General features: G+C 35.0%; 14 protein-coding genes. All 14 read right to left on the reverse strand.

All coding sequences use genetic code 11. The annotated features are described in order from the left end of the window. Position 1 precedes the first annotated feature (1 nt). Entirely contained in the window at positions 2–1,381 is a 1,380-nt protein-coding gene (locus CDH50_RS06615) for a pectate lyase family protein (protein WP_100611207.1), read from the reverse strand. An 11-nt stretch (positions 1,382–1,392) separates the two neighbouring features. After that, entirely contained in the window at positions 1,393–3,279 is a 1,887-nt protein-coding gene (locus CDH50_RS06620) for a DUF1593 domain-containing protein (protein ID WP_100611208.1), read from the reverse strand. A gap of 54 nt (positions 3,280–3,333) precedes the next feature. Further along, on the reverse strand, positions 3,334–4,581 hold the full coding sequence (locus CDH50_RS06625; RefSeq protein ID WP_100611209.1) for a PA14 domain-containing protein: 1,248 nt from the start codon (positions 4,579–4,581) through the stop codon (positions 3,334–3,336). Between the two features lie 69 nt (positions 4,582–4,650). Beyond that, positions 4,651–6,267 (reverse strand): DUF5060 domain-containing protein, encoded by a 1,617-nt coding sequence (locus CDH50_RS06630; RefSeq protein WP_100611210.1) that lies wholly within the window; start codon positions 6,265–6,267, stop codon positions 4,651–4,653. 131 nt (positions 6,268–6,398) lie between these two features. Next, positions 6,399–7,832, reverse strand: coding sequence for a nucleoside hydrolase-like domain-containing protein (locus tag CDH50_RS06635; RefSeq protein WP_232731975.1), 1,434 nt, complete (start codon positions 7,830–7,832; stop codon positions 6,399–6,401). A 254-nt stretch (positions 7,833–8,086) separates the two neighbouring features. Continuing rightward, the gene (locus CDH50_RS06640; RefSeq protein WP_100611211.1) at positions 8,087–9,586 is read right to left on the reverse strand and encodes an FGGY family carbohydrate kinase; all 1,500 of its coding nucleotides are present in this window, start codon (positions 9,584–9,586) and stop codon (positions 8,087–8,089) included. Continuing rightward, positions 9,576–10,547 (reverse strand): ABC transporter permease, encoded by a 972-nt coding sequence (locus CDH50_RS06645; RefSeq protein WP_100611212.1) that lies wholly within the window; start codon positions 10,545–10,547, stop codon positions 9,576–9,578. Before CDH50_RS06645 ends, CDH50_RS06640 begins: the two co-directional genes overlap by 11 nt. A 31-nt stretch (positions 10,548–10,578) precedes the next feature. Beyond that, a complete protein-coding gene (locus CDH50_RS06650) occupies positions 10,579–12,099 on the reverse strand; it encodes a sugar ABC transporter ATP-binding protein (protein ID WP_100611213.1) in 1,521 nt (506 codons plus the stop codon). A gap of 7 nt (positions 12,100–12,106) precedes the next feature. Then, entirely contained in the window at positions 12,107–12,730 is a 624-nt protein-coding gene (locus tag CDH50_RS06655; protein ID WP_100611214.1) for a DUF2291 family protein, read from the reverse strand. Between the two features lie 5 nt (positions 12,731–12,735). Continuing rightward, the gene (locus CDH50_RS06660; protein ID WP_100611215.1) at positions 12,736–13,701 is read right to left on the reverse strand and encodes a D-ribose ABC transporter substrate-binding protein; all 966 of its coding nucleotides are present in this window, start codon (positions 13,699–13,701) and stop codon (positions 12,736–12,738) included. An 11-nt stretch (positions 13,702–13,712) separates the two neighbouring features. Beyond that, positions 13,713–14,684: a transketolase family protein gene (locus tag CDH50_RS06665; protein WP_100611216.1), complete on the reverse strand. Its 972-nt coding sequence runs from the start codon at positions 14,682–14,684 to the stop codon at positions 13,713–13,715. A gap of 2 nt (positions 14,685–14,686) precedes the next feature. Beyond that, positions 14,687–15,511 carry a transketolase gene (locus CDH50_RS06670; RefSeq protein ID WP_100611217.1) on the reverse strand — a complete coding sequence of 275 codons (825 nt, stop codon included), beginning with the start codon at positions 15,509–15,511 and terminating at the stop codon, positions 14,687–14,689. Between the two features lie 20 nt (positions 15,512–15,531). Continuing rightward, on the reverse strand, positions 15,532–16,947 hold the full coding sequence (locus CDH50_RS06675) for an L-fucose/L-arabinose isomerase family protein (RefSeq protein WP_100611218.1): 1,416 nt from the start codon (positions 16,945–16,947) through the stop codon (positions 15,532–15,534). Positions 16,948–16,971: 24 nt separating this feature from the next. After that, complete coding sequence (locus CDH50_RS06680; protein WP_198513445.1) at positions 16,972–17,739, reverse strand: DeoR/GlpR family DNA-binding transcription regulator; 768 nt, start codon at positions 17,737–17,739, stop codon at positions 16,972–16,974. Positions 17,740–17,796: the final 57 nt, after the last annotated feature.

Genomic DNA, 17,796 nt, shown 5'->3' on the forward strand with positions numbered 1-17,796 from the left:
TTTATTTTATAATATTCAGGTATTTTTCCAACATAGTATATCCATCAAACGTAATTGTGTTTCTGTCTTCTGGATTATTTTTGTTTAGTCCATGTATTTCCTCCCAATAATCAGGTAACCCATCATGGTCAGAATCTAATGGTGCAGATGTACTTTTTAGTGTTGGCCAACCGCTCACGTCTTTTTGTGTATCAATAATTCCGCTTATTTTAGAATCATCAGCCAACTTATGGCCTTTTTTATAACTTTTACCTTCATAGGTTGCGTTTCCTTTTAATACCTCATTGATTATTCTATTGTCAACTTCATCCCGCATAGGAAAAACTGCACCCGCATCATTTAGCACAAGTATATATGCCTCTTCAGCGTTTTGCTGCTCTATTGGCATCGAGTCCCAAGGGTTGTCTAGTTTAATTTTTTCAAAATCTATACTTGTTTGAACGCCCCCATTCCAATTATTTGCTGTAACATTAGAATTACCTACAACCACGTTTTCTGCAATGTACCATTTGCCAAAATCTTCTTCACTCCTTGAAGATGGATTTGCAATACGGTATGAAATTTCATTTGGGATTGTAGCTGGACCAGGTTTGTAATAATTGGCAACAATATTAAAGTTCGAAAAATTAAATTTGTCATTTCCCTGCTGTGATTTTTCTCCACCATAAAGACTTTGATATCCCCAATTGTATATTACATTATTTCTAAAATCTGTATTCCCTGAACCAGAGGCCATTCTAGGGTTACGGCTTGAATGATGAGCAAGTAAATTATGATGGTATGTCCCATAATTACTTCCCCAAATTCCTCCAAAACCATGCGAACCTTTAATATGGTTCGATTGACTCATACTTTCAGAAATTATACTCCATTGAACAGTAACATTTTCACAATGATAAATAGAAACACATTCATCCACGCTCCAACTAGCCGAAATATGATCTAAAATTAAATTACTAACATATCTACTTGATATTGCATCATGGTCTTCTCCAGACTCATCGCCCAATCGAACTCGAATATATCTTATTATAACATGATCTGCTTCAATAATTAAAGGGCTTTTACGTAGAGAAATTCCATCTCCAGGAGCTGTTTGTCCTGCAATAGTAATATATGGGCTTTTAATTCTCAAAGGGCTTTCAAGTGTAATGGTACCTGAAATTCTAAAAACTATAGTTCTTGGCTCTGTTGCCTCAACAGCTGCTCTTAAGCTACCTTTTCCAGCATCGTTTAAGTTTGTAACCTCATATACAACTCCCCCACGGCCACCTTTAGAAAATTTCCCATATCCTTCCGCAGTTGGAAAAGCAAGTTGCTGTCCTAATAAATGATAAATACTAAATACTATAAAAAATACACTTAAGATGCTTGTTTTCATATTAAATTTTTTTAATAGCGAGCTTCAACCCAAGCTGTTGACATTTTTTTTGAAAATTCTCTTCCGTCACCATCAAATTGTATTACATTACAGTTTTCAACATTCCAATCACCCATGTCTTCGGAATTGTATCCTTCTATATAATATCCTGCTCCTTCAAAATAAGTAACCGAAGGATGTTCTTCCCAATCTAATTTATCCGGTTTTTCAATAAAAATATTTTTGCCCTCAGTAAGGTTGTGGTCTTCAATGAATTTTAATGTAACATCCTTCTGATCAAATAGCGCCCAGTTAGCAACTAAGTTTTCATTTACATGTCCTTGCAACCAATAAACGTGATCAATCATTTTTGCATTGAGATAGGTTTGTGGGATATATTCAAAAAGCCAATCTCTGAATACAGGGGTATCGTATCTAGAGCTAATACACCAATCTGCGCGTTCTTTGAATTCTTTTTGGTAATCTTCCCGCCATTTTAAAATACTGGATTTTCCAGGTCCATCAACATAATGATTTGTACCTTCAATACGAACATATTGTCCGCCCCAGCTTGGTTGGGTGGGGTTTTCCGGGTCATTGATTCCTCGATTCGCGCTCACCAGATAAAGGAATGCAGGTGAGTCACCTTCACAAACACCTGTACAACCCATACCCTCATGTGGATATATATCACAAAGAGGTCCGTGATTAAAGCGAATGTTTTCGTTAATCCACGTTAAATCAGAAATTGGGTCACTTGCACCGAACATACCTTGATAAGTTTTTCTTGATTCTATAATAAATAAATCAGGAAATTCATTCATCAACCATTCATGTGTCGCATCCTGACAATAAATTAAATATATACGAAGTTTACCGATAAAGATTTTAAGTTCTTCCTCACTACGCGTATTTTTTACATCCCAAATGGACTGAGCAATCTCTCGGGGTCCACCCCAAACACCAATCCAAATTGGACGTGAATCAGGTTTATCTGCTGCTGCTATTATAGCATTTGAAGCTTCTGAATCAAGCCCATTACCTATAATTTCTTTATAATCTTGCTTTCCACATCCAAACTTAATACTAACTCCATTATTATTTCCTTTACCTTCATAAGTAACTGAACGTAGATAATTTGCAGTGGGATAATTAACATCATATGTCTTTAAGTTAGTATAAACTTTTTCATATTGATCTATAACGGACAAAATATTCTTTTTTTCAGCAGTCATTGCAAATGTTCCAGCAGAAGCTATCAACCCTTCTACTTCAAATTCATTTGAATGCAATAGAAAACGTATCATGGATTGCATGTCATCTGGGTCACTTTTCATCCAATTAGGCACATCTCCCTCTTTTACCACTCCAATTGGCGGAAAATCAGTCGTCATGATAACACGCATTTTTTCCTTACTTTCAATAAACGCCAACCATGCTTTAGCCATTTTTACAGTAAATAATTCAGAATCTCCATCATATTGTACTACTGTACTATTTTCAACATTCCAATGGGCCATAGTTGACGATGAATACCCAGAAAGATAATAGCCCGTTCTTAAAAAATACTTTACCGTGTTATTTTCTTCCCAATTTTCTTTATAATTCTTTGAGATAAATACAGATTCCCCTTCTTCAATATCATGGACTTGAGACAAAGTAATACCATCATCATTCCATTCAGCCCAATTAGCTACTAATTTAGGCATACGGGCTTGAATCCATCCGCCATGATCAACTATTACAGCTTCAGGATACTCTGCTGAAATGTAATTCTTAAGCCAAATAACAAACTTTATATTTGTGTATTCCGTTGAGATTTCAACTACTTTTTTGGACTCAGCTTTTAAACAAGTTAAAGGTGTTATTATTACAAAAAAAAGTAAAAACCTTCTCAAAAAAATTATTCTTGTTCTCATAATATTGTTAAGAAGTTAAATCTATATTTACCTAAAAGACAAGATTCGTTTATACTAATTAGTTACCGTAGTAGGGTATAATATTTCAGGATTAACATCTTTTCCATTTATTGAAAATTTCATTATACCCTCTCCTCTAGTACCTGCTTCTTCGTCCTTATACGCTCCGTTGTAATATAAAATTTCAATTGGGTAAAGTCCTGCTTTCATGAAAACAGCCTTACCAGATGGAGATGGTCCAGGAGCTGCTCGGTAGCCATCATTAACAATGACTTTTTGTCCACCAATAGTAAGTATAGTTCCGTCATCAGAAGAAATATAAAAATCAACTTCTCCTTTTTCTGGTATTGAAATAAAACCATTGAAACTAAATAGGCATTCGTCAATATTAGCAATTTCAGTTTCATAGTACATTTCCAAACTAGCTGAGTCTTCTTTTAACCAGTCTACCATAGGCGTTAATTCATTTCCTGCATAATTTAATTTTGTAGCCATAAAAAGTCCATGAGATGGATTTGTTCTTATAATATGTTCCCCTTCTCCAGCCAATCCAGATAATGGCTGACCTGATCTTTTCCATAAACGACCAACTAATCCTTCACCCTTTTCAGATGGTATTTTTTCAGCTGCAGAAGGAAAAATTAGTGTTTTATCAATTGTATTAGCCGAATAAAGAACTTCTGTTTTTATAGGAGCTCCATTCATTTCAAATTTAAAGACCCCTTCTCCGTAGCGATTTAAATAATCTCTCCAACTTCCATTGTAGTAAACGATTTCTATAGGGTACAACCCTGCAGATTTAAAAGTCATCTTTCCATCAGGATTTTTACCAGGAACACCACCATGTCCGTCATTATTGATTACTTTTTGGTCACCTATCCATACAATGCATGCATCATCAGATACGCCGCGGAATTTAACCTCTCCTGCTTTTTCAATAGCGATGAATCCGGTAAAACTAAAAACGCTTCCATCTACATCTGGACTTTTAGGTTTATTTGAGAAAACTATACTTTTACCATCTTCTCCTAACCAATCTACCAATAACGAAATATCGTTTCTTGCATAACTCAATGTTTTAGCAGTAAAATTTGCATCAGCAGGGCGTTCATTTATGGTTGCTATAACATCTCCTGCAATCTTGACCATAGGGCCTTTTGTGTATTTCCAATATCTCCCGTCTAATCCTTGTCCTGGTTGGTCTGGTATATTTGAAACAGGTTGAATTTGCCCATAAGTAATAATAGTGAACATGCACAAACTAAGCATCATTAATGGTGTTGTTACTTTCTTTAAATTCATTTTTTTAGTTTTATTTAGTTAGTATTATTGTTTGAAAATTTAAAAGATTGACTCGATTTTAAATATTTACTATTTTTTACGTATAATTCTAAGTGCTGTATATGTCATTTTCGTTTCATATTGAAATTCCCCAGGCCTGATAACTTCCTCTATCCCTATTTTCATATTCCATGTATCGATTACTTCCAAATGGTAGTTATTGCTACCAGGCAAATTCAGTGCTATTGTTTGACCAGAATTCTTAGTGTAAATAAGATAATATTCACCTTCTTTTGATAGAATATAAATGTTGTTATTGAATTGCTCAATTAAATCCCCCGAAGAATCCTCATCGGAAATAGTTTCTGGAATTGCTACCTCCGAAAGTGAAACTAGTTTGGGCTTCATTTCTTTAATTGGTGTTTCTTCCATAATACTTTTAAAAAAAGCAATCCTCTTAGGACTATCGCCCATTAAAGTACCCCCTTTTGCCCACCAACGAACTTCAGTTTCTTTATCAGAATCATTCATGTACGTTTCACCATGAGTACCATAAACACCACTTAGTCCCGCTTGCCAAAAATAGCTTGTCATTTCCTCGGCTGACAATCTTCCCCAATGATCATTTGGCACGTTTCCTTCATAACGCATTTCATCAAATAATACAGGTTTTTGATACTTATTTCGCCACTTTATGGCGTTAAAAAAATAGTAAGTCTGTGTACTAACATGTGTTATCCATGGTCGTGTATGATCATAAAAATGGTGTTCACCATGGTACCAATTATGAATACCGCGAAGGCGCTGATGGGGATCCTCATTTTGAAGTAAAGTTCCAATTCCTTCCCAATCAATAGTTTCCTTTATTCTCGGAATATCCCACTCATTGGCAAGGGACCACCAAACATTACGATAGGCCGATAATCTGGCAATCATGTATCGTACATACTTTTCATTCATTTCTTTCCCCATTTGGGAATACCCCCATTTATCATATGGATGAAAGAGAATCACATCTGCCTCAATACCCATATCCATAAGCTGCGCTACCCTTTTATCAAAATTTTTAAAAAACGTATAGTTTGGTTGAGCAAAATCATTCAGACTATCCTTTTTATGGAAGGGATATGCCCATGGGTCGGTATCATTACCGTATCTATAGTTTTTTGGGAAAAAACACATACGCATTTTATTGAATGGAGCTTCTTTTAATGTTTCAATTGTTTTTTCTTGAATACTTAATTTTACACTAGTCCATTGATAAGCAGTAGTACCAACACTATAAAATGGTGTCCCATCAGCATATTCCAAATAAAAAGTGTTAACTGGCTTAACTGGGCCATGATTGTTCTCAGTTGGCTCCACACATTTTATTGTTCCTTTTAAATTGTTCAATTCGGATAAATTGCTTTCTGTAGTATAATTCCAATTACCCAATTGGTCTGGGGAAAACCTTACCTTATATACACCATCTCCATCATAAAATCCAGGAACGGTAACCGTTTTAACACCATTTGTAAATTTTGCATCAAGTGAATTATCCATATAAGGATTGCCTTCTGAAGCACCCTCAAGCGATAGCTCGTAAACACCCCATTGCTCTACAGATTGAATCTCTGCATGTTGGCATGATATAACAGTGTAGGCTGTAATTACAAATAGCAAAAACACTAATGCTTCATTTTTTAAAAAAATGCTTTTTCTCATGATTTAGAATACTATTAGTAAGCCATTCAACCAAGACATAGCTGCCTATAGTTTATTAAGCCAGTTAGAATGATAGTTTTATTTAAGAGTTTTAAACGAGTACACGATGAAACATACCAAACAACTTTTTATTATTTTGGTATTACTTCGATTATTATTCTTTTATATCGCGATAACGCAGGAGTCCCTTTATCGGAAACTTTAAGTATAATATGCAGGGTTTCTTTTTTTATAACTACTGGAGCTTTTCCATTGGCCTCATGGGCATTTTCAGGCTGCTCAAGTTCAAATTCACCCTTATATGAGCCTGCCTCGAGATAAGGAAACCATAAAAAGCTTAGATTGTCCCCATCTGGATCATATGAGTTAGAAGCGTCTAGATGAAATGATTCTCCTGATTTAACGGTTATTTTTTCAGAATGGGACAGAACAGGAATAGGCGGGTGATTGGCCTCTTCAAAAGATTGCAGACACCAATCCATTCGAGCAGCAAAATCATTTTGAAAATCGTCCCTCCATCTCCATAACGTTTCTTTATAACCAGTAAATGATAAGGTGTCTTTACCAATAGCCCTACCATATTCCTTAAAAATATACGGTGAAAAAGTATCGCTTGTATTGGTCCATATTTCTCGTGTTTCTGGAGCAATAGTTACAATGGAACTGCCTTCTTTGGTTTTAGAAAAGTCTGGTATATATTTTTGGTATCTACCACCCCAACCACCCCATTCAGGGTGTTCAGAATTATTCAATCCATTTGGTATAAGCGATAAAAAAGCAGGTGTATCACCTTCTACACCCCAAGACACATCTGGGTATTCTGTTCCCAAAGGGCCGTGATCTTGCTGGATGTTTTCCGCAATCCAACTATTGGAAATTTCACTATTATCAATACCTTTAACAAAGATATTTATCCCAGTCCATGTCGCGTCACCATAATTATCCCCTGGACTTACAATATAAAATAAATCTGGAAAATTATTTCGAATCCATATACCACTGTCATCCTGATCGGAAATGGTATAAACCCTTAACTTATCTACCAGTTTCTTAACTTGGCTTTTACTTTTTGTTTTATTTATTTTATACAAAGCCTGCGCCAAAGTATTTACTCCTCCCCATGTAGATATCCATAACGGTCTTTCATCATCCTTTTCCAATTCTTTAATAATCCAATCAGACCCTTCCGAGTCCATCCCTTCACCAACACCTGTCATGCCATACTTAGGAAGCCCATTTTTAATAAGCACCAAAAGCTCTTCCATTTCAGGAAATCCCTGATCATGTTTTTTTAAATTTGATTGCACCTTGTCGTAGGCTCTAATCACTTTTTCAATAGACTCTGGAGCAATTCTGTTTTGTTGCCAACATGAAGTTGTGGCTACAATTCCCTTAATATCAATTTCATTGGAATAAAGCAACAAACGAACTAAAGACTGCGTATCATCAGGGTCTGCCTCAATATCTGTTAAAATTATCACTCTATTTTTCTCAACTAACTGACCGCAAATATTCTGTGATATAAGCATTACAAAAAGCATTCCCAAAAAGGATATAATTCTCATTCTGTTTTGTTTAAAGTTTATAACATATAATTATTTCATACCTAATGAAATATAAATGCTAAATGTACAAAAAGAAAATAAACGAAAAAAATAATAAGTAAACAAAAAAATAATTAAAAATTATAAAAGATATTTTATTTGAAAAATCAAAAAGGGTGCACTACACACGTAAGCGCACCCATTTTTCATAGATGAATTTATGACACTTCACCTAATTCAACTAAACTAATTTGTAATAACCCTACAACCGAGAGTTATTTTGTTTTCGAATCTATGATGGATAACCATTCATCATAGTAATCCTGTATGTTATTATTTAAATTTGGTGTATATCTTTTAATTCTATTTGGAGATGTATTTGGTATTGAATCTATTGAATTCCAGATATTTACACCTAAACCAGAAATTAAAGCGGCTCCCCAAGCAGAAACATCCGTAATGCCCATACTAGTAATTTGAGTACTTAACAAATCGGCTAAAAACTGCATTAAAAATTTGTTGGCAGTTATACCACCGTTAACTTTTAATTCTTTCAAAGCCGTTTTAGTTTCAACTTCAATGGAGCTTATGACATCCTTAATTTGAAAAGCAATCGATTCTAAAGCAGCACGAACAAGGTGCTCTTTTGTTGTTCCAAAAGTGAGCCCATGAATAGAAGCCTTCCAGTTCTTTTGCCAATAAGGAGCCCCCATGCCACTAAAAGCAGGAATCAAATAAACCCCTTCGTTGTCTTTTAAAGATATCGCCATAGGTTCAATTTCTTGATGAGATGCAAAAATACCCATTTGGTTTTTCAGCCATTCTAAAGTAGAACCACAACTCACTATAACACCCTCTACAGCATAATTAACCTGATTTTCTATACTCCAACCAATGGTAGTTAACATGCCATTTTCAGTTTTATTGGATAGATTTTCTACATTCCATAAAATAGAAGACCCCGTCCCTAGCGTTGCTTTTGCCATACCAATAGAAAAACATTCCTCGCCAAAAAAGGCAGCCTGAGAATCACCAATAATCCCTGTAATTGCAAGCGGATTATCGAAAGCACCTTCAAAATTGGAAAAACCAAAAAAATCGGAAGAAAAAGTAACTTCAGGGAGGTTTATATTATCAATTTTGAAAATCTTCAGCAACTCAACATCCCATTTTAAGTTATAAATATTGAAAAACAACGTTCTAGAAGCGTTTGTATATTCTGTTTTATAACTTTTCCCATTTGTAAGTTTATATAAAAGCCATGTGTCTACAGTTCCAAAAAAGGCGTTTTTTGAATCAATAGCTGTTTTAATCTTAGAGTTATTTTCATACAACCAGGTTACCTTAGTGGCCGAAAAATAAGGGTCAATGGTCAAACCTGTACTTTTGTTTATGAGCGTTTCTAAATTTTGATTTTTTAAGTTTTCACAAATATTTGCAGAACGTTTGCATTGCCAAACCACAGCATTATGTAAAGGATCTCCATTTTTATCCCAAATAACAAACGTTTCCCTTTGGTTTGAAATACCACAGGACACAATATTTTTTTCCTGACCAGGATACTTTAGATTAAATTTTGAAACACAATTTTTAACGGCATTTATTACAGACTTATAAATTTCATTCGGATCTTGCTCAACAAATCCGGTGGATGGATAGTAAGATGTTAACGGTTCTGTAGTTTTAATGATTACTTCTCCAAATTCATCAAAAATAATGGCTTTAGTGCCACTGGTACCTTGGTCTATAGATAAAATATAAGATTTAGTCTTCATGCGGATGATTTAATCTGTCCATAATTACAGCCACTAGTATTACCAGACCTTTTATAACTTGTTGCCAAAAAGGTGATACATTTAGTAGTACCAATCCACTATTTAGAACACCAATAATTAGAGCCCCTTGAACGGTTCCCATAATTGAGCCTCGACCTCCTGATAGCGAAGTCCCCCCAATTACTACAGCAGCAATGGAATCAAGCTCATAGCTCATGCCAGCATTTGGTTGTGCAGAATCTAAGCGTGAAGTTAATATAATACCACCAACTGCTGCTAAAATGCCCGCAATTGTGTACACCCATATTTTCACTTTATTGATATTTATTCCCGATAAACGCGCCGCACTCTCATTACCTCCAATAGCATAAATATGTCTTCCGAATTTTGTTTTATTTGTAATTATTACAGCTAAAACAACAACTATAGCCGTGATCCAAACAGGCATAGGCATACCTAAAAACCAGCCAGTTCCTATAAAAGCAAAATTTTCTCCTAAGCCGGTAATTGGAAAACCTCCTGTCCATAACATAGTTGCTCCCCTGGCAATAGTTAACATAGCCAAAGTCGCTACAAAAGGAGGTACTTTAAATCGGGTTATCATCCAACCATTAAAAAGTCCCAAAGCCCCACCAACAACCACCCCTGCAAGTATGGCTCCAAATACCGTAAAACCAACAAAGGTGTTAATAGCAGGAATTTCTAAACCAAATTTTAAAAGCCCTGCAGCTACAGCCCCGCTAAATGCCAACATCGACCCAACCGATAGGTCTATCCCTTTAGCAAGTATAACCAAGGTCATCCCTACCGATATGCACACATTAATAGATATTTGCCTAGCAATGTTCCAACCATTTTCTAAAGTGAAAAACCTATCAGATAAAATGGTTAAAACAATACATAAAACCAAAAGAGCTATAATGGATTGAAATTTTACTAAAGTGGATTTTATATCAGTCATTTTTTTGTTGATCTTTTTAATTATTTTTGAGTTATACCACAGCAGCCTTCATAATAGCTTCTTCATTTGCACTAGCCTGATCAAAATACCCAGTAATTCTTGTGTCGCTTAAAACTAAAATTCTATCGGAAATAGCCATAATTTCAGGGAGTTCAGATGAAACAACCACAATACCCAAACCTTTCTTGGCTAAATTGTTGATTAGGTGATAAATCTCATTTTTGGCATTTACATCTATACCTCTTGTAGGCTCGTCTAGAAATAAAACCTTAGGAGAAGTAGCAAGCCATTTGGCAAGTACAACTTTTTGCTGGTTCCCTCCACTTAAATTTTTTGATAATTGTTTTTCAGAAGGGGTTTTTATTTTTAGTGCCTCAATATATTTTTTTGACAAATCAGCTTCTAGCTTGGTACTTAGAAAACCACTTTTAACCACATTGTTTATAGATGCCATACTAACATTTTTGCTTATTTCCATGCCCAATACTAAGCCATCCTCTTTTCGGTCTTCGGGCACTAATCCTATGCCGTTTTTTATAGCATCTCTAACCGATTTTATTCTAACCTCCTTATTTTCAACGTAAATTTTTCCACTCATTATTTTTGAATGCAAGCCAAATAACGTTTCTAGTAATTCTGTTCTACCAGCACCCATTAATCCAAAAAGCCCAAGCACCTCACCTTTTTTTACACTAAAATTAATATCCTTAAGAAGAAAAGTGGATTTGTTAATTACTTTGGGTAAGCATATATTTTCAATTCTAAGAACTTCATCGCCAAAATCTACACTATCTTTTTTGTATATATTTTTTATATCCCTACCAACCATTAGCCTTATAAGGTCTTCTTTACTTGCTTCTTTAGCATTCTCTATAGTTCCCACTGTATTTCCATCTCTTAGACCAATATACCTATCGGCTATTAACCTTAATTTGTCCAACTTATGCGATATGTAAAGAATAGAAACACCTTGTTCTTTCAAGGATGCAATGATTTTAAATAGCACCTCAATTTCAGAATCTGAAATGGCCGAAGTAGGCTCATCCATTATAACCAGTTTAGCTTCTTCCAACAGTGCCTTAGCTATTTCAACAAGCTGTTGTTCACCCACCCTTAGCTCTGACACTAAAGTTTTAGGATTTAAATTACAGTTTAAGCGTTCTAGAAGTTCTTTTGTTTTTTTGTGCATTTTTTTAGAATCCAAAACCCCAAGTGCATTATGCAATTCCCTTCCCAAAAAAATATTATCAGCGATACTCAAATACGGAATTAAGTTTAACTCTTGATGCATTATTGCAATCCCTTTTTTCATGGCATCTTTTGGATTACTAAAGTTTACTTTCTCGCCATTTAAATATAAGTCACCCTCATAATCAGGATATACTCCAGACAAAATTTTCATTAACGTAGATTTTCCCGCACCATTTTCGCCAACTATAGCATTCACTTTACCAGTATGGACATTTATATTTACATTATTCAGCGCGGTAATACCACCAAATTTTTTGGTTATATTTTGAGCTTCAAGAAATATCCCTGGTTTTTTTTCCATGTAATTTTTAATTATTAAATTTTACAATTAGCGGAATAACTCTTAGCTTCTGCAAATTCACACGTTTAATGTTTACCTCAACTGCACCTTTAAAATAAAGTGTATCACCCTCTTTTACTTTTTGTTTAAATGACGGCACAATGGTTTCTCTAACTATATTATTGAGCTCAACAGATATATTGTTGAAATCCATAGTATTTTGAAAATCTCCTATATCAGCAATGCCACTAGCATCTCTAATGGTATTTCCAAATATAAAATCTGTTGCTATTAGTATTTGCAACTTATCGCTATTCACAAGTGAGACAAGAACATCCTCTTCTTTAACAGACTCAACAGTTCCAATGCCCTCTATTATGAAATTATAATCACTACTAATACCAAGTTTTTTACCATAACTTGAACAATATTCGTTTACATTTTTAGATATCCCTTCTAAAAAATCTGAGGCATCAATAGCTGGAAGTGAAGAAGTTTCATTCAACATAAAATTTGCTGCTAAATCTTTTGCGCTGAAGATATTTTTGTCTTGTTTTATTTTATGCTTATCTAAAGGCTCTAAAGAAATAGAGCTATAAAGCAAAAGACCTGTCGCTATTATAAAAACAAAATATTTCACCAATTTACTCATACATCTTATTTTTTAGAACCATAATTTCCAAACTCATTAATATTCTCTTGGGTAACCAATTCAACCTCGAGTGGCGTTTTAGCACTAAAATCATTTTTCCCGTTTATAAATTCATCCGCCAAATCTGCAGCAGTTTTGGCTATGTTTTTAGGTGATTGCATAACCGTAGCCATAATTTTCTTATCAGCTATAGCATTCATAACATCATCTGCTCCATCAAAACCAAAAACCATAACTTCTTTTTCTTTGCCAGCTGCAACGAGTGCCTGATATGCTCCCATAGCCATAGCATCATTACCACAAAACACAGCATTAATGTCTGGATTAGATTGTAAAACTGACTCTAAGACTTCCAAAGCTTTACTTCTATCAAAATCGGCACTTTGCTGTGCAACCATTATTAATTCTGGGAAATAATCAACCACACTATGAAACCCTTTAGAACGGTTCCATGTATTATTGTCACCTACAAGTCCTAGAAGTTCTACGTATTTACCTTTTTTGTTTAGTTTTCGAACAAAATACTCCCCTAATTCAACACAACCAGAAAAACTATCGGAAATAACCTGTGAAGCAGGCCCATCTAGGGAATTTACTTCCCTATCCATACAAAAAGTCGGAATCCCTGCATTTTTAGCTCGCTTTACGTTAGAAACCGACCCTTCAGAATCCGTAGGGTTAAATAAAATAGCACTGTAACCAGCAGCTATTAAATTTTCGAAATGTTCAGCTTCTTTTGAAGTGCTGTTTTGAGAATCAAAAATAGTGGCTTCATAGCCTAATTCTCTAGCGCGTCCTGCTGCCGACTCACCTAAAACAACAAACCAAGGGTTGTTTAAAGTTGAAATTACAACAGCAATTTTCTTAGGTGCATCTTCCTTTTTGTTAGCACAACTAAAAATTGTGAATACAACTACTAGTAATAATAAAATTAAATTGAGTGGTTTAATTGGTTTAGTTGGTGTTTTCATAAAATTTAATTTTAAATATCTAGCAAACCTTTACAGGTTTCATACAGGCCTTCCCTTGAAATTCCATAGTGATTGAAAATTTCAACTTGAGAACCCGTAACAGTATACTCATCAGGGATACCAACTATTTTAAATGGATTACTATAGCCTTTCTGGAAAAGATAAGAAGCACAAGCCTCTCCTAAACCCCCATTTACCATGTGTTCTTCAACGGTTACGATAGGTTTGCCGTTTTCAGCAAGATCCTCCAACAGTTTTACATCGAGTGGCTTTATGGTATGCATACTTACCACAGCAGCTTTTACACCATGTTTATCTTCTAGTTTTTTTGCTGCCAACCATGCTGGATAAACGGTTTCACCAGTTGCAATTATGGTTAAATCGTTACCTTTTCTAACTAAACGTCCTTTCCCAAATTCAAAAGATTTATTTTCTTCATCTAAAAAAGGCATTGCCTTTTTGCCAAAACGCATATAAAGCGGCTTATCATGCTTAACTGCAAGACGAACAGCTTGCTCAGTCTCAAAATTATCTGCAGGTGCAACAATCGTTATATTGTTAATGGATCTTAAGGCTGCAAAATCGTGCAAACTGTGATGTGTAGTGCCTAAAGCGCCGTAACTTACCCCAGAACTTATTCCAACTAAAACAACAGGGTTATCTGAATAGCAAACATCATTTTTTATCTGTTCTAAAGCACGTGCACTTAAAAAACAAGCTGGAGAAACAGCAAATGTTTTTTTACCTGCAGAAGCTAAACCAGCAGCCACTCCTACAAGATTTTGTTCCGCAATACCCACTTCTACAATTTGACTAGGAAATTTTTGTCCAAAAGGTACTAGTTTACCAGAACCCCGAGAATCACTAGTTACTACAATAATACTACTATCGGTTTCAGCCAATTCCTGTAAAGTTTCTGAAAAAACTTCTTGATTGGCTTTTCCCATTTTCAAATCTTTCTCTTCAATTTTATCTAACTGCATGGTTATAATGATGATTCTACTTGATTTAATTCAGAAAGGGCTAATTCATATTGTTCTGGCGTAGGAACCCCATGATGCCATTTAATATTGCCCTCCATATAACTAACGCCTTTTCCTTTTATAGTATGCGCAATGATAAAGCTGGGTTTACCAACCTCTAATGGGCCAGAATTTAGGGCCTCCTCCAGAGCTTCGAGGTTATGTCCATCCACCTCCTTAACAGCCCATCCAAAAGATTCTAATTTTTGACGAACTGAATCGGTATTCATAACCTCACTATTATTACCTGTTATCTGTTGTTTATTATAATCTAAAATGGCATATAGATTATCTAATTTGTAATGTGAAGCAGCTAAAAAAGCTTCCCAATTTGACCCCTCTGGGAGTTCTCCATCACCAAGTAAGGTAAATACCCTATGGGTTTTATTATCTAATTTGGCTGCAATAGCCTCACCCACACAAATAGGTAGGCCGTGTCCTAAAGCCCCTGTATTTTGTTCAACACCATTTACTTTTTTTGTTGGGTGACCTATGTAATGTGATTGGTATTGACAGAGGGTTTCTAAATCAGATTCTGGAAAAAACCCTCGATCTGCTAAGGTTACAAACAGCGCTTCAACACAGTGCCCTTTACTTTGAATATATCTATCTCGATTAAGATTTTTGAAATCGTTTGGATCTACATTTAGAACCCTGTTGTATAGAACATTTAAAATATCTAGACACGATAAACTACCTCCTGTATGCCCTGCTTTTGCCTTATATATGTATTTGAGAATGTTTTTTCTCAACAATACCGATTTTAATTTTAATTCTTTATTTGTCATTTGTTTTTCTTTAGAATATTTTACCCTTTGTGGTTATAAATATCCCAACCCATGTAGTTTCCTAAGGCTTCTTCAAGTATAGCTCCTGTTTTAGAAGCATTCATAACCACATGATGCTCAAATCCATTTCTGCATACATGATTCATTAGACCTTGCAGATTTCTAATCTTTGCAACAGCTCTATTACCAAAGGTTTTCAAAGGGTCGTTTGTTAATTCTCCTTCACCTATATATGCTTTAATAATGCCTTTTGGGTCATCTGTACTAATCCTACCGTAAGTAAGTGGCATTGCTGGAGTACGACCATCTAAAGCTCCATAGGTGTTCTCTACGCCAACACTGGTTCCTAAAATGGGCGCATTGCTTATTTCAATATCTGGTAAAAAAGATTTTGCCCAGTTTCCGCAATGGAACAACACGCATTTTTCTGGGTCGTCTGCATAGTTGTTATTCCAATCTACTAATGCGCTTGGAGAACCTGATGCTAATTGCATAGCGTACATACTTAAGGTTCCTGTAACATCAACCTCACAAGCTGATGGTAACATGTTTTCAGACATGATACTCATAGTTGTACATACATTACAACCAAAATTTTGTTGCAAAGAAGTCCAGCATTGAATTGCTGTAGCATCTAATTCGTATTCGTCAACATAATCATTTAAAACAACATCTAATTTTGCTATTTGAATCATAGCATCATTAGGTGTTTTTCCTTTTGGTGCGTAAGCATTTATTTTTTCTAAATGCTGTTTAACAGAGGCATCATCCTTAGTAAGTTTATTTGCTTTTCCTAAAATTTCAGATAAATCTGCTGTTACAACTGTGATGCCGTTTCTTTGCAATATTTTTTCAGAATAACGCACTGTGTTGAATGCTCCTGGTCTTGCACCAATAGCACCAATTCTAATGTTCCTCATACCTTTTACAACACGACAAACAGCTAGGAAATCTTTTAAATCTTTTTGAAAAATTGGGTCTGACGGATGCGAAACATGTTGAGTTGTTAATGAGTATTTAATACCATACTGGTACAAATTGTTGCAAACCGATATTTTACCACACCATGAATCTCGACGGTTAACTACGTTCATTTTAGACAACTCATCCGGATAAGCCTGTATCAAAACAGGAACATTAAGGTTGGCCAATTTTAATGTATCGGCGACACCTCTTTCATCTCCAAAGTTTGGTAAAAGCACTAAAATACCAGCTAGTTCTTCACGGTGTTTTTTGAAAAGTTCTGCACATTTTTGCGAATCTTTATAGGTTTCAACACCACCAAGTTTGGTGTCGGTGGTTTCTAACATGATAGGTTTTAGCTTTAATTTTTCAAAAACCTCTATAATTTCTGTTCGAGCCTTTTCAACCAAACTGTCTGGGAAAAAATCGCGATTTCCTATTATTACACCTATATTTAATAATGATTTTGACATGATATTATTTATGTTGTTTTATGTTTAAGCCAAAATGACTTCGATTTCATTTTCTTTAAAAACCACTTTGTCTTTTTCTTCTATCTCTGGATCTGTTATTATATAATCTATTAACGATAAAGCCCCTAGGCTTGCCAATGCATTCTTGCCAATTTTTGTGCTATCCGCCACTAAATAAGTAATATCAGCAGCATCTATCATTGCCTTTTTTACCACTAAATCACTAATACTAGGGTAGGTTAAACCAGATTTTAGGGAAATTCCAGCCGTAGCTAAAAACAGTTTTTGAACATTAACCCCTTCAAAAAAATCGGCCGCTTTTTGTCCTGTCAACGACAATGTTGGAGGTTTGAACTCTCCTCCCGTCATAATCACCTCGATACCTGGCTCGGTCCCCAACATTAAAGCTATATTTAATGCGTTGGTAATAACCGTTAAATTTTTATAGCCAATTAATTTTTTTGCTATTTCGGTAGTTGTACTTCCTGAATCTAAAATAATAGTATCTCCACTCTCAATGAATTCAAGGCACTTAAGAGCTATCAATTCCTTTTTATCCATGTTTTCCTGCTGCAGCAAAGAAAAGTTCCTTACATTATCTTCAATATTTTTGAGAAAAGCCCCTCCATGCTCTCTAACAATTAAACCTTGTGCTTCTAATTTTTCTAAATCTTGCCTAATTGTAACTTCAGTAACCTTAAAAATTTTAGCCAAATCAATCACTTTGGCAGAACCATCCTCTTGTATAAGCTCTATTATTTTTTCTCGCCTTTTATTGGGTAAAATTGCCATATTTTTATCTATTTTTAAAAAAACAAATAAACGAAAATAAACGAAAATAACCATAAG

This window comes from Confluentibacter lentus (assembly GCF_002806995.1).
Classification (GTDB): Bacteria; Bacteroidota; Bacteroidia; order Flavobacteriales; family Flavobacteriaceae; genus Confluentibacter; species Confluentibacter lentus.

Bases quoted from the DNA above. Each gene is read 5' to 3' on its own strand.
- CDH50_RS06650 (WP_100611213.1), bottom strand. From the start codon at position 12,099: ATGGAAAAAAAACCAGGGATATTTCTTGAAGCTCAAAATATAACCAAA.
- CDH50_RS06670 (WP_100611217.1), bottom strand. From the start codon at position 15,511: ATGACAAATAAAGAATTAAAATTAAAATCGGTATTGTTGAGAAAAAAC.
- CDH50_RS06625 (WP_100611209.1), bottom strand. From the start codon at position 4,581: ATGAATTTAAAGAAAGTAACAACACCATTAATGATGCTTAGTTTGTGC.
- CDH50_RS06630 (WP_100611210.1), bottom strand. From the start codon at position 6,267: ATGAGAAAAAGCATTTTTTTAAAAAATGAAGCATTAGTGTTTTTGCTA.
- CDH50_RS06615 (WP_100611207.1), bottom strand. From the start codon at position 1,381: ATGAAAACAAGCATCTTAAGTGTATTTTTTATAGTATTTAGTATTTAT.
- CDH50_RS06675 (WP_100611218.1), bottom strand. From the start codon at position 16,947: ATGTCAAAATCATTATTAAATATAGGTGTAATAATAGGAAATCGCGAT.
- CDH50_RS06680 (WP_198513445.1), bottom strand. From the start codon at position 17,739: ATGGCAATTTTACCCAATAAAAGGCGAGAAAAAATAATAGAGCTTATA.
- CDH50_RS06660 (WP_100611215.1), bottom strand. From the start codon at position 13,701: ATGAAAACACCAACTAAACCAATTAAACCACTCAATTTAATTTTATTA.
- CDH50_RS06645 (WP_100611212.1), bottom strand. From the start codon at position 10,547: ATGACTGATATAAAATCCACTTTAGTAAAATTTCAATCCATTATAGCT.
- CDH50_RS06665 (WP_100611216.1), bottom strand. From the start codon at position 14,684: ATGCAGTTAGATAAAATTGAAGAGAAAGATTTGAAAATGGGAAAAGCC.
- CDH50_RS06620 (WP_100611208.1), bottom strand. From the start codon at position 3,279: ATGAGAACAAGAATAATTTTTTTGAGAAGGTTTTTACTTTTTTTTGTA.
- CDH50_RS06655 (WP_100611214.1), bottom strand. From the start codon at position 12,730: ATGAGTAAATTGGTGAAATATTTTGTTTTTATAATAGCGACAGGTCTT.
- CDH50_RS06635 (WP_232731975.1), bottom strand. From the start codon at position 7,832: ATGAGAATTATATCCTTTTTGGGAATGCTTTTTGTAATGCTTATATCA.
- CDH50_RS06640 (WP_100611211.1), bottom strand. From the start codon at position 9,586: ATGAAGACTAAATCTTATATTTTATCTATAGACCAAGGTACCAGTGGC.